The sequence below is a fragment of the Thalassococcus profundi genome (assembly GCF_003344785.1).
GTDB classification, from domain to species: Bacteria; Pseudomonadota; Alphaproteobacteria; order Rhodobacterales; family Rhodobacteraceae; genus Puniceibacterium; species Puniceibacterium profundi.
The window spans coordinates 55,227-70,741 of the sequence record NZ_QPMK01000011.1; the positions used below are offsets into that span (position 1 = coordinate 55,227).

Below are 15,515 nucleotides of genomic sequence, written 5' to 3' on the forward strand. Positions count from 1 at the left end.
AAGATCGCCCGCCCCAAAGCCTGCATGACGGCCCGGACGAAAACCGTGTCGCGCCGACGTGCGCGGCGTGGAACAGACGAGGGGACGCACATGCTGAATTACGTCAAACTGGTCGCGCTGGGGCTCATCACCCTCGTCGCGATGATCGCCGCGAACTACGCGCGCGATCTGTCTTACATGGTCCACGCCATGCTGATCATGGTGATCGCGGGCGCCATGTTCCTGTGGGTGCTGCGCAACACCGACGAGCCGGTCACACCCGATTCGGACCTGTCGGCAAGCTACATGGACGGGGTCATCCGCTACGGCGTGATCGCCACCGCCTTCTGGGGCATCGCCGGGTTCCTGGTGGGCACCTTCATCGCTTTCCAGCTGGCCTTTCCGGGGCTCAACTTCGACTGGTCCGAAGGCTATGCGAACTTCGGCCGCCTGCGGCCGCTGCACACCTCGGCGGTGATCTTCGCCTTCGGCGGCAACGCCCTGATCTGCACGTCCTTCTACGTGGTCCAGCGCACCTGCGCCGCCCGCCTCTGGGGCGGCAACCTCGCGTGGTTCGTGTTCTGGGGCTACCAGCTCTTCATCGTGCTGGCCGCCACCGGCTACCTGCTGGGTGCGACGCAGTCCAAGGAATACGCAGAGCCGGAATGGTACGTCGACATCTGGCTGACGCTGGTCTGGGTCGCCTACCTCGCGGTCTTTCTCGGCACGATCATCAAGCGCAAGGAACCGCATATCTACGTCGCCAACTGGTTCTTCCTGTCGTTCATCGTCACCGTGGCGATGCTGCACATCGTCAACAACCTGAGCCTTCCGGTCTCGATCTGGGGCAGCCAGTCGGTTCAGGTCTTCGCGGGCGTGCAGGATGCGATGGTGCAGTGGTGGTACGGCCACAACGCCGTGGGCTTCTTCCTGACCGCGGGCTTCCTCGGGATGATGTACTACTTCGTGCCCAAGCAGGCCGACCGCCCGATCTTCAGCTACAAGCTGTCGATCATCCACTTCTGGGCGCTGATCTTCCTCTACATCTGGGCCGGTCCGCACCACCTGCATTACACCGCCCTGCCAGACTGGGCCTCGACCCTCGGCATGGTGTTCTCGATCGTGCTCTGGATGCCCTCCTGGGGCGGCATGATCAACGGCCTGATGACCCTGCAGGGCGCCTGGGACAAGCTGCGCACCGACCCGGTGCTGCGGATGCTGGTGATTTCTCTGGGCTTCTACGGCATGTCGACCTTCGAAGGACCGATGATGTCGATCCGTGCGGTGAACTCGCTGTCGCATTACACCGACTGGACCATCGGGCACGTGCATTCCGGCGCGCTTGGCTGGAACGGCATGATCACCTTCGGCGCGCTCTACTTCCTCGTGCCGCGTCTCTGGCACCGCGAGCGGCTCTACAGCCTCGGGCTTGTCAGCTGGCACTTCTGGCTCGCGACCATCGGCATCGTGCTCTACGCCGCGTCGATGTGGGTCACCGGCATCATGGAAGGCCTGATGTGGCGCGAAGTCGACGCCAACGGCTTCCTCGTGAACAGCTTTGCCGACACCGTCAGCGCCAAGTTCCCGATGTATGTCGTCCGCGGCCTGGGCGGGGTCCTGTACCTCACGGGCGCGCTCATCATGTGCTACAATCTCTGGATGACTGCCACCCGGTCGCCTGCCAAGGCAGGTGCCGGCGCCGCAGCCGTCCCGGCCGAATAAGGAGGGGCGACCATGGCTGACAAAACGCCGAACAACCCGAAAATCACCGATCCAGACAAGGATCCGCACGTCACCACGCTCAAGGACATGCCGGGCGCCATTCCCAACGAGCTGCCGCATCACACGTCGTTCTTCGACAAGCACAAGTTCATCGAAACCAACGCCACGCTGCTGTTGATCCTGAGCTTCCTTGTCGTGACCATCGGCGGGCTGGTGCAGATCGTGCCGCTTTTCTACCTCGAAGGCACGATCGAAGAGGTCGAGGGCATGCGCCCCTACACCCCGCTCGAGCTCACGGGCCGCGACATCTATGTCCGCGAAGGCTGCTATGTCTGCCACAGCCAGATGATCCGCCCGATGCGCGACGAGGTCGAACGCTACGGTCACTACAGCCTCGCGGCTGAATCGATGTACGATCACCCGTTCCAATGGGGATCGAAGCGCACCGGTCCGGACCTTGCCCGCGTCGGCGGACGCTACTCGGACGCCTGGCACCTCGACCACCTGCGCGATCCGCAGTCGGTGGTGCCGGAGTCGGTCATGCCCAAATACGACTACCTCGAACGGACCCTGATCCGCGGCGAACATGTCGACGAGCTCATGGCCACCCACCGCATGGTCGGCGTGCCCTACACCGACGAGATGATCGAGAACGCCCGCGCCGACTTCCGCGCCCAGGCCGATCCCGAGGGCGACTATGACGGGCTGATCGAACGCTACGGCGAGACGGCGGTGGTGTCGAACTTCGACGGCGCGCCCGGCGTCACCGAAGCGGATGCGCTGATCGCCTACCTGCAGATGCTCGGCACGCTGGTCGATTTCTCGACCTTCACGCCCGATGCAAGCCGCTGAGGAGATACGACGATGGAAACCTATTCCTTCCTGCGCGAACTGGCCGACAGCTGGGTCCTGCTGATCCTGTTCCTGTTCTTCGCGGCGGTGATCGCCTTCGCCTTCCGGCCGGGCAGCCGATCCATCCACCGCGAAACGGCGAACATCCCGTTCCGCAATGACGACAGACCTGCCGCCGACAAGGAGGGCGCGCGATGAGCACCGACAAAGATGACCTGGACTACGAAACCACCGGCCACGAATGGGATGGGATCCTGGAATACAACAAGCCCCTTCCGCGCTGGTGGCTCTGGACCTTCTACCTGACCATCGTCTGGGGCGTGCTCTATTCCATCGCCTATCCGGCCTGGCCGGGCATCCGCGACGCGACGCCGGGGCTCCTGGGCTTTTCCACCCGCGCCAACGTTGCCGAGGCGATTGCCGAGAATGAAGAGGCCAACGCCGCGATCAACGCCCGCCTGGTCGAGGCCGAGCTGACGGCGATCCCGGAAAATCCGGAGCTTCTGCAATACGCGACGTCGGCAGGCGCGGCGGTGTTCCGCACCTGGTGCGCGCAGTGCCACGGCTCGGGCGCGGCGGGCGTGCAGGCGGCGGGCTATCCCAACCTGCTGGACGATGCCTGGCTCTGGGGCGGTGATCTCGAGGCGATCCACCAGACCATCGCCCACGGCATCCGCAACGAGACCGATCCCGATGCGCGCTGGTCGCAGATGCCGGCCTTTGGCGACATCCTCGGCGACAAGGAAATCGCCGCCACCGCCAACTACGTGATGTCCCTGTCGGGGGAGCCTCAGGACGCCTCGCTCGTGGCCGCCGGAGAGGAGCATTTCCTCAACAACTGCGCCGCCTGCCATGGCGAGAATGYTGAAGGCGACCGGACCCAGGGCGCGCCCAACCTCGCGGATGCGATCTGGCTTTACGGCGGCTCCTATGACCGAATCGTCGAGACGATCACCTACTCGCGTTTCGGCGTCATGCCCGCTTGGAGCGACCGCCTGTCCGAGGCCGAGGTTCGCGCCGTGGCCACCTATGTCCACAGCCTGGGCGGCGGCGAGGCGCCTGTGCCCGAGTGATCCGTCCGGGGCGTCGGCGCCCCGGATGTTCGTGAAACCCCTGGTCAGCGTCCCCGTTGCCAGGGGCTGGTGCCGGTCCCCGTCCTGTTCGCGCAAGGGGGCCGGCATTTTTCATGGGCTGTGCGCTACCGCGCCGCCCAGAAGCGGGGACGGACCGGCGCCGCGCCGGGCGTGCGCCACCGTCCGCCGATCCACGGCCAGCGCGGGGTTTCCACGAGATCGCGGCGCATCGCCGCTTCGGCCTGGTAGATCACGGGATCAATCATCGCGCCCACCCTTCGCCCGCGCGGCGCGCGCCTCGCGCAGCCAGCGGCGGTCTTCCTCGGTAAGGTTGCGGCTTTCGGTGCCGGGGGTCTGGCGGGCCGCGGTCATCCAGCTCTGTGCAAGTATTCCCAACATGACGCATCTCCTGCTTCGCGTTTCGATGAAAGAAATATTGCGCTTATGGCGCTCTCATGCGAGTCAGGAATCCTGACAACGTGTAAGTTGAACTGACATGAAAGACTGGCACCGCCTGCCCCCGCTGTCCGCCCTGCGCGCCTTTTCCGCCTATGCGGAAACCGGGTCGGTCACCCGGGCGGGCGCGCTCTTGAACGTAAGCCACGCCGCCATCTCCCAGCAGATGCGCAACCTGGAGACCCACTTGGGCCTCGCCCTGCTCGACCGGTCGGGGCGCGCGCTGGCCCTGACACCCGAAGGCCAGCAGCTGGCCGACGCCCTGGCCGAAGGCTTCGGCCGCATCGCGCAGGTGCTGGACGCGCTCACCGGCGCCGATGCCGACCGGCCCTTGCACGTGGCGACGACGCCGTCCTTCGCGTCGAACTGGCTGATGCCGCGGCTCGCATCCTTTAGCGCCGCGCATCCCGACATCGACATCATGATCAACCCCAGCCCGCAGATCACCGACCCCAGCCCCGGCGGCATCGACGTGGCGCTGCGCTACGGCAACGGCTCCTGGCCCGGGCTCGACAGCGAGATGCTGATCGTCGCCCCGATTGTGGTGGTCGCCGCCCCGTCGCTGATCGGCGACCTGCAGCCCACCGATCCCGAAGAGCTGCTGAAATACCCCTGGATTCAGGAGCTTGGTACCTCCGAAAGCTCGCTCTGGTTCGCCGGGAAGGGCATCACCGGACTGCGTCAGTTGGGCGTGATCCACGTCCCCGGCAACCTGATGCTCGACGGCGCGCGCTCGGGCCAGGGCATCGCCATCTCGACCCGCGTGTCGGTCGAGGAGGACCTGCGCTCGGGCCGCCTGCGCCTGCTGTTCGAGGAACGCGAAACCGACGGTTATCACATCGTCACCGCCCCCGGCGTGATGCGCCCGCCGCTGCGCGATTTCGTCACCTGGCTGCGGCGCGAGGTGGCGGTGCCGAAAGGCTGAGGCAGGCGGCTTCAGGGCCACCACGGACCTGACCGCGCACAAATCATCACTCGAAGATGTAGAATTTGACTCAGGTCAAAGCCGCCTGCCGCGCGGGTTGTCAAAAGGGCCTCGAAACACCCTTTGCCCATCCGGAGCACATCCGTCCAATGACCACCGAGTCTCCTCCCAGCCTCTATGCCGCGCGCGAACCGATCTTTCCGCGCCGCGTTTCGGGAAAATTCCGCAATCTCAAATGGGTGATCCTCATCGTCACCCTGGGTATCTATTACGTCACCCCTTGGATCCGCTGGGACCGCGGCCCGGAATTGCCGGACCAGGCGGTGCTGGTGGACCTTGCCGGGCGGCGGTTCTTTTTCTTCTGGATCGAGATCTGGCCGCATGAATTCTACTTCGTTGCGGGCCTTCTGATCATGGCGGGTCTTGGCCTCTTCCTCTTCACCTCGGCGCTGGGGCGGGTCTGGTGCGGCTACGCCTGCCCGCAGACCGTCTGGACCGACCTCTTCATCCTTGTCGAACGCTGGATCGAGGGCGACCGCAATGCCCGACTGCGCCTGCACCGTCAAAAGGGCTGGGACCTGCGCAAGGCGCGGCTGCGGCTGACCAAGTGGACGGTCTGGCTGCTGATCGGCCTCGCCACCGGGGGCGCCTGGGTGTTCTACTTCACCGATGCGCCGACGCTGGCGCGCGACCTCGTGACCGGCGACGCGCATCCCGCGGCCTACATCACCATGACTATCCTGACCGCCACGACCTTTTTCTTCGGCGGCTTCTTCCGCGAACAGATCTGCATCTACGCCTGCCCCTGGCCGCGCATCCAGGCGGCGATGATGGACGAGGAGACCCTGACCGTCGGCTACCGCGTCTGGCGCGGAGAGCCGCGCGGCAAGGGCAACGTGCGCCGCAGACACGCCGCAGAGGCCGCCGCCGCCGAAGCCACCACCCGCGCCGCCGGCGTGGAGAACGGACCCGGCGGCGCCACCTATCCGGCGACGCCCTACCCGAAGCTGAAAGCCGCCGCCGCCGCGCCGGTGAACGCGGCGGCCTTCGCGGACGGCCCCGGCGACTGCATCGATTGCATGGCCTGCGTCAACGTCTGTCCCATGGGCATCGACATCCGCGACGGCCAGCAGATGGAATGCATCACCTGCGCGCTCTGCATCGACGCCTGCGACGAGGTGATGGACAAGATCGGCAAGCCGCGTGGCCTGATCGACTACCTGGCGCTCAGCGACGAACCGGCAGAGCGTGCGGGCAAGCCGCCGCGCCCGATCCTCGCCCACATCCTGCGGCCGCGCACGATGCTCTATACCGCGCTGTGGTCGTTGGTGGGGCTGGGGCTGCTCTTTGCGCTCTTCATCCGGCCCGAGATCGAGATGACCGTGGCGCCGGTGCGCAACCCGACCTTCGTGACCCTGTCGGACGGTTCGGTGCGCAACAGCTACGACGTGCGGCTTCTGAACAAGCACGGCGAGGACCGGCCCTTCCGCATCACGGCGACCGGCCACCCCGCCTTGCGCGTCAGCCTCGAAGGCACGGTCTACGGGACCACCGACGTGCCCGCCAACGAAACGAAGCTGCAGCGCGTCTACGTCACCGCCCCCGCCGGATCGGACCCGGCAGAGGACCACCGGACCGATTTCCGCCTCTGGGTCGAGGACACGTCGAACGGCGATCGGGCCTACAGCGACACCAACTTCAACGGACGAGGGGCCCCATGAAACCCGCACGAACCCTGACCGGCTGGCACGCCGCCGCCATCTTCGGCAGCTTCTTCGGCGTCATCATCACCGTGAACCTGTTGCTGGCCTACAGCGCGGTGCACACATTTCCGGGGCTCGAGGTCAAGAATTCCTACGTCGCCAGCCAGAATTTCGACGCCCGCCGCGACGCGCAAGAGTCGCTTGGCTGGACGCTCCGGGCCGAGGCGGAGGACGGGCTGGTGCGCCTCCTCATCGCCGATGCGAAAGGCGCCCCGGTCCAGGTCGGCAGGCTCGACGCGGTGCTGGGCCGCGCCACCAGCACCCGCGACGACCGCACGCCCGCCTTCACCTTCGACGGCCGCGCCTATGTGGCGCGCGAAGCACTTGGCCCCGGCAACTGGAACATCCGCCTCAAGGCCCGCGCGCTCGACGGCACCGCGTTCGAGCAGCGCGTGATCCTGCACGTGACACGGTGATCCCATGACCCAGGTCTCCGCCTGCCCCGCCTGCCTCGCCGCGCCCGCCGCTCAGGAGATCGCGCGCACCGCCGCCGCTCCGACCGAGGCGGATCTGCTGCTGTCGCTGCCCGGCATCCATTGCGCCGCCTGCATCGCGGGGGTCGAACGTGCGCTGCTGGCCGATCCCCGTATCAGCGCCGCGCGGGTGAACCTGACCCTGAAGCGCGCCACGGTCAGCGCCGCCCCCGGCACCACCACCGACGATCTCGTGTCCCTGCTGGGTTCTGCCGGATTCGAAGCCCACGCGCTCGACCGCGAGGCTCTGCGCGGCAGCGACAGCGACCGCGCCGGGCGCGATCTGCTGATGCGGCTTGCCGTGGCAGGCTTCGCCATGATGAACATCATGCTGCTGTCGGTCGCCGTCTGGTCCGGGGCCGAGGGTGCCACGCGGGACCTCTTTCACTGGGTTTCTGCCGCCATCGCCCTGCCCACCGCCGCCTTTTCGGCCCAGCCCTTCTTTGTGAGCGCCGCACGTGCCCTGCGTGCGGGACGCATGAACATGGATGTGCCGATCGCGCTCGCGATCCTGCTGGCGCTTGGCACCTCGGTATGGGAAACCGCGCAGTCCGGCGCACATGCCTATTTCGACGCGGCGATCACGCTGACGTTTTTCCTGCTGGCGGGCCGCTACCTCGATCACCGCACCCGCGCCATCGCGCGGTCCGCAGCACAGGAACTGACCGCGCTCGAAGTGCCGCGGGCCTGGCGCCTGACGCCCACCGGCGCCGATGAAGAGGTGGCCGTTGCCGCCCTGCGCGTCGGCGACCTGGTCCGGGTGCGCCCCGGCGGGCGCGTTCCTGTCGACGGCGTCGTGACCGAGGGCCGGTCCGAACGCGACCGCGCGCTCCTGACAGGAGAGACCCTGCCGGTGCCCGCGGGTCCCGGCGATTCGATCAGCGCGGGAGAGGTCAACCTCACCGGACCGCTGGTGCTGCGGGCCACCGCCGTGGGGCGCGACAGTTCTCTGCACCGTCTCGCCGACCTGGTGGCCATCGCCGAGTCGGGCCGGTCGCGCTACACCTCGCTCGCCGACCGCGCGGCGCGGCTCTATGCACCGGGGGTGCACATCCTTGCGGCGCTGTCCTTCCTGGGCTGGTACCTCGCCACCTGGGACCTGCGCACCGCGACCGGCATTGCCGCCGCCGTGCTCATCATCACATGCCCCTGCGCGCTGGGGCTGGCGGTTCCGGCGGTGACCACCGCCGCCTCGGGCCGGCTCTATCGGCGCGGGCTGCTGATCAAGGACGCCACCGCGCTGGAACGGCTGGCCGAGGTCGATACCGTGGTCTTCGACAAGACCGGCACGCTGACCGACGGGGCGCTGCATCCCACCAACCTGGACGACCTGCCGACAAACGATCAGCGCCTCGCGCTGGCGCTGGCCGAAGGCTCGTCGCATCCGCTGGCACGGGCGCTTGCAGCGGCGCTGCGCAACCGCGGCGTGACGCCTGCCACGGTCACCGACCTGCGCGAAATCCCGGGCGAGGGCACCGAAGCCCGCGTGAACGACGTCACCCTGCGCCTCGGGCGCGCCGCATGGGTCGGGACGGCGCCCGGCACGGCGACGGCCACCTGGCTGTCCGACGGACAGCAGCCACCGCGCGCGATCACCTTCGCCGACACCGTGCGCACAGGCGCGGATGCAGCGGTGCGGGGCTTCCGCGACGCCGGATTGCACGTGGTGCTGCTTTCGGGCGACGCGGCGACACCCGTGGCGCAACTGGCACAGCGGCTGGGCATCTCCGACTGGCAGGCCGAGGCCCGGCCCGAGGCCAAAGCCGCGCGCATTTCCGCGCTTGCCGCAGAGGGCCGCAAGGTGCTGATGGTCGGCGACGGGCTCAACGACACGGTGGCACTCAGCGCCGCGCATGTGTCGATCTCCCCGGCCACGGCGCTCGACGCGGCGCGGGCGGCGTCGGACATCGTGCTCCTGGGCCAGAGCCTCGCCCCCCTACCCGCGGCCCTGGCGACGGCGCGGCTCGCCACCCGGCGGATCCGGCAGAATTTCCGCATCGCCAGCTGGTACAACGTGATCGCGGTGCCGCTGGCCGTGGCCGGACTCTGCTCGCCTCTGATCGCGGCACTGGCGATGTCCACCTCGTCCATCACCGTTTCGCTGAACGCCCTGCGCCTGAAAGGCAAAGCATGACCATCCTCGCCTACCTGATCCCGATCTCGCTGATCCTCGGCGGCCTCGGCCTCGCGGCCTTTCTCTACACGCTGCGCACGCGGCAATACGACGATCCCGAAGGCGACGCGCAGCGCATCCTGCGCGACGATTTCGACGACCGGCCAAGGGGCTGAGCGACAGGCCGCAGAGGGCGCGACGAAACCGATGATCTGGGCGGCCTTTTGCTCTGAAGGTTTTCCGTCCCCGCGGCAGGTCTGATGACCCTTCTGACGTTCAACGGATGCGCCGCGGCCGACGGCCCTGGCGCCACGCGCACAATTCTCCGACGCACCGGACAGGAAAAGGGCGGCCTCCCGACCGCCCTTTGCAATTTCCCCGATGCGGAGCCGCTCAGCTCGGCCCGATCATGAAACAGGTCACCTGGCGCGCCTGCAGGCGGCGGCAAGCCAGATCCGCGGAGTCGCGGGTCATGCCCATGAAGTTGGCGTCGTAGCCCGAATTGCGCGCCACCACCTTGCGCAGGGTGCCGTCGAGGGTCGACATCTCGGCCAGAGCGGTCTTCAGCAGCACCTTTTCGGCGTCGTACTTGCTGGGATAGCGGCCCACATTGATGCCCCAGTGGCGCCCGCCGGAGGTCGAGACCCGGCTCACCACCTCGGCCGACTCCGGCGCCGGTTCGGCGCGGACGCTGGCCAGGATGACCTCGGACGGACGGCGCTGCGGCTTGACGCTTTGCGCCGGCGCCACGGCGCCCGGATCGACGGCGACGGCGGCCACGGCCGTTTCGACCGCGTTGCGCGACGACACGTCCTGCACGGCGCTCAGGACCGCGTCGATGTCCTTGCCCACCTCTGCGACCAGCAGGTCGGGCAGCGGCTCTGCCGCGCCGCCGCGCGCCTTCGGACGCAGGCTTTGCGTCACGGCAGCCGAGGCCACGCGGATCGACTTGGCGTGCGTGCCGGGCGTCGGGTCCGAGGATTTCGCGATCAGCAGATCGCCCTTGCCTTCGTAGGGCGGGCGGCTCGGGGCGCGAAAGGCGACGCGGCTGGGCGCCTTCTCGAACCCGAGGTCCAGCAGCTTGGCCACCTGCGCGTTGCGCGAGGCGGTGGAGTTGCCGCCGAAGACCGTGGCGATGATCCGCTCGCTGCCGCGCTCGGCAGAGGCGACAAGGTTGAAGCCCGCAGCGCGGGTGTAGCCGGTCTTGATCCCGTCGGCGCCGCGGTAGGAGGACAGCATCCGGCGGTTGGTGTTGTTGACCGCCTTGATGCCGGCATCGGTGCTCTGGCGCGAGAAGAGGTTGTAATACTGCGGGTAATCGTAGAGCACGTGCCGCCCGAGTATGGTCATGTCGCGCGCCGTCGACAGATGTCCGTCTTCGGTCAGACCGTGCATGTTCTTGAAAGTGGTGCGGGTCATGCCCAGCGCCTTGGCGGTGCGGTTCATGCGTCGCGCAAAGGCCGCTTCGGAGCCCATGATCGCCTCGCCGATGGCGGTGGCCGCGTCATTGGCGGATTTCACCGCCGCCGCCCGCACGAGATAGCGCAGCTTGATCTTCTGCCCCGCGCGCAGCCCGAGTTTCGACGGCGGTTCCGCCGCGGCATTCCGCGAAATCGTCACCTCTGTGTCCATGCTGATCTCGCCGTTCTGCACCGCCTCGAATGCGATGTAGAGGGTCATCATCTTGGTCAGCGATGCGGGATGCAGCCGGGTGTCGGCATTTTCGGAATGCAGCACCTCGCCGCTGCGTGCGTCGATGACCATGGCGGCGTAAGGTGCTGCCATGACTGACAGCGGAACGACCCAGATCAACCCTGTCAGAAGAATCATACACAGGCCCATGAGGCCCGGCGTTTTATGCCGTCCTGTCACGATGTATCTGCCTTCTCTGCCTCGTTCGTCCCCGGATTTTTCCGGTGAACTTTTTTCTGCTTATGGAATAATCGTAGCACATGAAGGCTGAGCAATAAACCCTTCAAAACAAAGCGCTTCGCAGAAATTTCCTTGCGTCTGGAACCAGATGTGGGGCTTGTGGCATCCGGCCCTACCATTAGGGCGATTGTGGCAGGAATGTGGCGGACGACTCATCCCAGAGCCGCGACCAGTGCGGGCAGCGCGCCAAGGTCCTGCAACGTATGGTAGCGCGGATGCTCCGGCGGCTCGGCGTGTTCGAGCGACCAGGCCAGGTCATGCGGCACGAAGACACCCCAGCCGCCGGCTTCGATCGCCGGGATCACGTCGGATTTCATCGAATTGCCGACCATCATCGCCGCCGCCGGCCCTCCCGGACTGCGGTCGAAGATGCGGGCATAGGTCCTGCGGTCCTTGTCCGACACGATTTCCACCGCATCGAACAGCTCTCCAAGCCCCGATTGCGCCAGCTTGCGCTCCTGGTGCAGCAGATCGCCCTTGGTGATGAGCACGAGGTGATGCGTGCCCGCCACCGCCTCGACCGCCTCCCGCGCATGCGGCAAGAGCTCCACCGGGTGCGCCAGCATCTCGCGCCCCGCCGCCAGCAGCTCCGCGATCACGCTGGCCGGCACCTGCCCGTCGGTCACCTCGATTGCGGTTTCGATCATCGACAGGGTGAACCCCTTCACGCCGAACCCGTAGTGCCCGATGTTGCGACGCTCCGCCGCCTCGAGCCGCGCGTCGAGCCCCGCGCGGTCCGTATGATCGGCCAGCAGATCGGCGAATCGCGCCTGCGTATCCTTGAAAAATCGTTCGTTGTGCCAGAGCGTGTCGTCGGCATCGAAGCCGATTGTCACCAAATTCCGCGCCATTCTGCCCCGACCTCCTGCTTCGGCTCTTTTCTCGCGCCATGGGCAGGTTATATACATCCTCCAACCCGTAACACGACCGGAGCTTCATGTTCGAGCTACGCCACAGCCAAATCGCGCCGCAGCTGCAAGGCGCCAACACCCCCGACGATGGCGACGGGGATGCCGGTGTCGTGCTGGAAACCAAGCCCAAGACCAAGCGCCCGCCGCTTTACAAGGTGCTGCTGCTGAACGACGATTACACGCCGATGGAATTCGTCGTGCACGTGCTGGAACGCTTCTTCGGGCTCAACCACGCCCAGGCGTTCGAGATCATGCTGACCGTGCACAAGAAGGGCGTCGCCGTCGTCGGCGTCTTCAGCCACGAAATCGCCGAGACCAAGGTGGGCCAGGTGATGGATTTCGCCCGGCGCCACCAGCACCCGCTGCAATGCACCATGGAAAAAGAGTGAGCGGCCCCGGCGCAACCGGACAGGCCGCCCGCCCCGTCCCGAAAGTCTGACCACATGGCCACGTCCCGACTGACCACCTGCCTCGAGGCGGGCACCTTCGTTCTGCCCGACGCGGGCCGCATTTTGCTCATGAACCCGCAGGCCGACACCGACCTTGCCGCCCTGCCCCGCGACCGCTGCCATGCCGTGCAGGGCTTCCGGCCCGACTTCGACGCCCTGCGCGCCCGCGGCTTCGACTGTGCGCCAGCGCCCGAGGGGCGCTATGCCGCGTCGATCGTGTTCCTGCCGCGTGCCCGCGACCGCGCCTTTGCGGACGTGGCCTTGGCCAATGCGATCACCGATGGTGTTGTGATGATCGACGGGCAGAAGACCGACGGGATCGAACCGATGCTCAAACACCTCCGCGCGCGCCTGACGCTCGATGGTCAAGTGTCCAAGGCGCATGGCAAGGCCTTCTGGTTCCCGGCGTCCGACATCCTGTCGGACTGGGCCAGCGCCGGACCCGCGCCCAACGCCGATGGCTGGATCACCGCGCCCGGCGTCTTTTCCGCCGACGCCGTCGATCCGGCCTCGGCGCTGCTGGCCGAAACGCTGCCCGCCAAGCTGGGCGCGGCGGTTGCGGATTTCGGCGCCGGATGGGGCTACCTCGCCGCACGGGTGCTGGAGCGCGAGGGCATCGACACCCTGCACCTCGTGGAGGCGGATCACGCGGCGCTCGACTGCGCACGGTCCAACATCACAGACCCCCGCGCCCGGTTCCACTGGGCCGACGTGCCGACCTGGGTGTTCCCTGAACGCCTGGACACGGTGGTGATGAACCCGCCCTTCCATACCTCGCGCAAGGCCGACCCGGACCTGGGCCGCGCCTTCATCGCCGCCGCGGCGGGCGCGTTGAAACCCGGCGGACACCTGTGGCTGGTCGCCAACCGGCACCTGCCCTACGAGGCGACGCTGAACGACCTGTTCGCGCAAGTGAGCGAGGCGGCCGGAAGCTCCAAGTTCAAGGTTCTGCATGCGCAACGCCCCTCTCGCGCGCGGCGCTGATCTGCGCTAACGTCCCCGCGACTCCGCCACAGCCAGGATCCCCTGCATGTCATTCTCCGTCGAAGGCAAGACCGCCATCGTCACCGGCGCCGCCAATGGCGTTGGCCTGTCCATCGCGCGGCACCTGGCCCAGAAAGGCGCCAACGTCATGTTCGCCGATATGGACGAGGCGCGGCTGGCCAAGGAAGTGGGCGCCGCCAGCGAAGAGGACACGATCCGCTATTTCGCCGGCGATCTGCGCGAACGGCTGACGCTGGCCAATCTGCTGTCGGCCACGCTCGACGCCTTCGACCGGGTGGACATCCTGGTCAACGGCTCGCGCCAGCTGCTGCCCTCCGATCCGCTCGACGGCGACGACACATCCGTCGACAAGCTGTTGGAACAGAACCTGATGACCGCGCTGCGGCTGACGCAGGTCGTGTCGAAACGCATGATCAAGCAGGCCGAAGGCCACGACGGCGGCCATGCCGGGGCCATCGTCAACCTCAGCTCCATCGCCGCGCGGCGCACGCATCCGGATCTGCTGGCCTATTCGGTGTCCTGCGCCGCCCTCGACCAGATGACCAGGTCGATGGCGGTGGCGCTGGCCCCGCACCGCATCCGGGTCAACGCCGTGGCCTTCGGGTCGGTGATGTCGGCCAGCCTCAAGAGCACGCTCAAGGATCATTCCGAATACCGCGCCGATATCGAGGACCACACGCCCATGGGCCGCATCGCCGCGCCCGGAGAACTGTCGGAAACCGTGCAATACCTCTGCTCGGACGCGGCCAGCTTCATGACCGGCCAGATCATGACCGTCGACGGCGGGCGCACCCTGCTCGACCCGGTGACCGCGCCGGCGCATTGATCCGGCACCCCGATCCCGCCGCGTTACCCGGTTGTCGCCCGCCGCGCATTCGCGCAAGGTGCGGCGCAACCAGACAGGAAGACCCATGACCGAAGACTTCGCCTCGGAAAAAACCCGCGCCGCCGCCTGGTTCCGCGAGCTGCGCGACCAGATCGTGACCGCCTTCGAGACGCTCGAGACCGGCCACACCAACGGCCCGCTCTCAGATACGGCTCCGGGCCGCTTCGAGGTGACCGAGACCAGGCGCACCTCGGACGACGGGTCGGACGCGGGCGGCGGCCTGATGTCGGTGCTGCGCGGCGGCCGGGTCTTCGAAAAGGTCGGCGTCAACGTCTCGACCGTCTACGGCACGCTGGGCGAACGGGCCCAGATGGCCATGGCCGCGCGCAAGGGCATCCCCGGCATGGCCGAGGATCCGCGCTTCTGGGCCAGCGGCATCAGTCTCGTCGCCCATATGCAGAACCCGCATGCCCCGGCGGTGCACATGAACACCCGGATGTTCTGGACCCCGCACGCCTGGTGGTTCGGTGGCGGGTCGGACTTGAACCCCTGCATCGAATATGCCGAGGACACGGCGCATTTCCACGCCACGCAGCAGGCGCATCTCGACCCGCACGGAGCGGACTTCTATCCGAAACTCAAGGCCTGGGCGGACGAATATTTCTACATCCCGCACCGCCACCGCGCCCGCGGCGTCGGCGGCATCTTCATGGACGACCACAACACCGGCGACTGGGAAGCGGACTTCGCGCTCACACGCGACATCGGCCGCGCCTTCCTGCCCGCCTATCTGCCGCTGGTGGAAGGGCGCAAGGAACACCTCTGGACCGAGGCCGACAAGGATATTCAGCTGGTGCACCGCGGGCTTTATGCCGAATACAACCTCGTCTACGATCGCGGCACCAGGTTCGGGCTGGAAACCGGCCATGACGCCAATGCCGTCCTGATGAGCCTGCCGCCGCTGGCGAAATGGGTCTGAAGGCGCGCCAGAAGAATTTCATGCCTCCGGCGGAGGTATTTTGAAACCGGAGAAGAG

The 15,515-nt window shown here is 67.1% G+C and carries 17 protein-coding genes; 13 read left to right on the forward strand and 4 right to left on the reverse strand.

Translation table 11 applies throughout. The annotated features are described in order from the left end of the window. Nucleotides 1-90: 90 nt before the first annotated feature. The 4 genes from ccoN (at nt 91) to ccoP (ending at nt 3,626) form a co-directional block, all read left to right on the forward strand. Nucleotides 91-1,701, forward strand: a complete 1,611-nt coding sequence (gene ccoN / locus DU478_RS14085; protein ID WP_114511607.1) for a cytochrome-c oxidase, cbb3-type subunit I — start codon at nt 91-93, stop codon at nt 1,699-1,701. A gap of 87 nt (nt 1,702-1,788) precedes the next feature. After that, nucleotides 1,789-2,553: a cytochrome-c oxidase, cbb3-type subunit II gene (gene ccoO / locus DU478_RS14090; protein ID WP_114511688.1), complete on the forward strand. Its 765-nt coding sequence runs from the start codon at nt 1,789-1,791 to the stop codon at nt 2,551-2,553. Between the two features lie 12 nt (nt 2,554-2,565). After that, on the forward strand, nt 2,566-2,751 hold the full coding sequence (locus tag DU478_RS14095) for a cbb3-type cytochrome c oxidase subunit 3 (protein ID WP_114511608.1): 186 nt from the start codon (nt 2,566-2,568) through the stop codon (nt 2,749-2,751). Continuing rightward, nucleotides 2,748-3,626: a cytochrome-c oxidase, cbb3-type subunit III gene (gene ccoP, locus DU478_RS14100; RefSeq protein WP_114511609.1), complete on the forward strand. Its 879-nt coding sequence runs from the start codon at nt 2,748-2,750 to the stop codon at nt 3,624-3,626. Before DU478_RS14095 ends, ccoP begins: the two co-directional genes overlap by 4 nt. 125 nt (nt 3,627-3,751) lie before the next feature. On the opposite strand, the gene DU478_RS22925 is transcribed toward ccoP, so the two are convergent. Both DU478_RS22925 and DU478_RS22930 read right to left on the reverse strand, forming a co-directional pair. Further along, nucleotides 3,752-3,892 carry a hypothetical protein gene (locus DU478_RS22925; protein WP_158545788.1) on the reverse strand — a complete coding sequence of 47 codons (141 nt, stop codon included), beginning with the start codon at nt 3,890-3,892 and terminating at the stop codon, nt 3,752-3,754. After that, nucleotides 3,885-4,025, reverse strand: a complete 141-nt coding sequence (locus tag DU478_RS22930; RefSeq protein ID WP_158545789.1) for a hypothetical protein — start codon at nt 4,023-4,025, stop codon at nt 3,885-3,887. The genes DU478_RS22925 and DU478_RS22930 overlap by 8 nt, the downstream gene beginning before the upstream one ends. A 97-nt stretch (nt 4,026-4,122) precedes the next feature. Between DU478_RS22930 and DU478_RS14105 the strand changes: the two genes are divergently transcribed. From DU478_RS14105 to ccoS, 5 genes are all read left to right on the forward strand, one after another. Next, complete coding sequence (locus DU478_RS14105) at nt 4,123-5,007, forward strand: LysR family transcriptional regulator (RefSeq protein ID WP_114511610.1); 885 nt, start codon at nt 4,123-4,125, stop codon at nt 5,005-5,007. Between the two features lie 149 nt (nt 5,008-5,156). Beyond that, nucleotides 5,157-6,728, forward strand: coding sequence for a cytochrome c oxidase accessory protein CcoG (gene ccoG / locus DU478_RS14110; protein ID WP_233501274.1), 1,572 nt, complete (start codon nt 5,157-5,159; stop codon nt 6,726-6,728). Next, entirely contained in the window at nt 6,725-7,186 is a 462-nt protein-coding gene (locus DU478_RS14115; protein ID WP_114511611.1) for a FixH family protein, read from the forward strand. Before ccoG ends, DU478_RS14115 begins: the two co-directional genes overlap by 4 nt. A gap of 4 nt (nt 7,187-7,190) precedes the next feature. After that, on the forward strand, nt 7,191-9,377 hold the full coding sequence (locus DU478_RS14120) for a heavy metal translocating P-type ATPase (RefSeq protein WP_114511612.1): 2,187 nt from the start codon (nt 7,191-7,193) through the stop codon (nt 9,375-9,377). Continuing rightward, nucleotides 9,374-9,532, forward strand: coding sequence for a cbb3-type cytochrome oxidase assembly protein CcoS (gene ccoS / locus DU478_RS14125; RefSeq protein WP_114511613.1), 159 nt, complete (start codon nt 9,374-9,376; stop codon nt 9,530-9,532). Before DU478_RS14120 ends, ccoS begins: the two co-directional genes overlap by 4 nt. A 217-nt stretch (nt 9,533-9,749) precedes the next feature. Here ccoS and DU478_RS14130 read toward each other — a convergent pair whose 3' ends face one another. Together DU478_RS14130 and DU478_RS14135 are read right to left on the reverse strand one after the other, a co-directional pair. After that, on the reverse strand, nt 9,750-11,186 hold the full coding sequence (locus tag DU478_RS14130) for a D-alanyl-D-alanine carboxypeptidase family protein (protein WP_233501280.1): 1,437 nt from the start codon (nt 11,184-11,186) through the stop codon (nt 9,750-9,752). Between the two features lie 254 nt (nt 11,187-11,440). Continuing rightward, nucleotides 11,441-12,139, reverse strand: a complete 699-nt coding sequence (locus DU478_RS14135; protein ID WP_114511615.1) for an HAD family hydrolase — start codon at nt 12,137-12,139, stop codon at nt 11,441-11,443. An 86-nt stretch (nt 12,140-12,225) separates the two neighbouring features. Here DU478_RS14135 and clpS point away from each other — a divergent pair, with 86 nt between their 5' ends. From clpS to hemF, 4 genes are all read left to right on the forward strand, one after another. Then, nucleotides 12,226-12,588, forward strand: a complete 363-nt coding sequence (gene clpS, locus DU478_RS14140; protein ID WP_114511616.1) for an ATP-dependent Clp protease adapter ClpS — start codon at nt 12,226-12,228, stop codon at nt 12,586-12,588. Nucleotides 12,589-12,642: 54 nt separating this feature from the next. Beyond that, entirely contained in the window at nt 12,643-13,632 is a 990-nt protein-coding gene (locus DU478_RS14145) for a class I SAM-dependent methyltransferase (RefSeq protein WP_114511617.1), read from the forward strand. A gap of 46 nt (nt 13,633-13,678) precedes the next feature. Beyond that, a complete protein-coding gene (locus DU478_RS14150) occupies nt 13,679-14,479 on the forward strand; it encodes an SDR family NAD(P)-dependent oxidoreductase (protein ID WP_114511618.1) in 801 nt (266 codons plus the stop codon). A gap of 85 nt (nt 14,480-14,564) precedes the next feature. Beyond that, entirely contained in the window at nt 14,565-15,458 is an 894-nt protein-coding gene (gene hemF, locus DU478_RS14155; RefSeq protein ID WP_114511619.1) for an oxygen-dependent coproporphyrinogen oxidase, read from the forward strand. Nucleotides 15,459-15,515 lie beyond the last annotated feature (57 nt).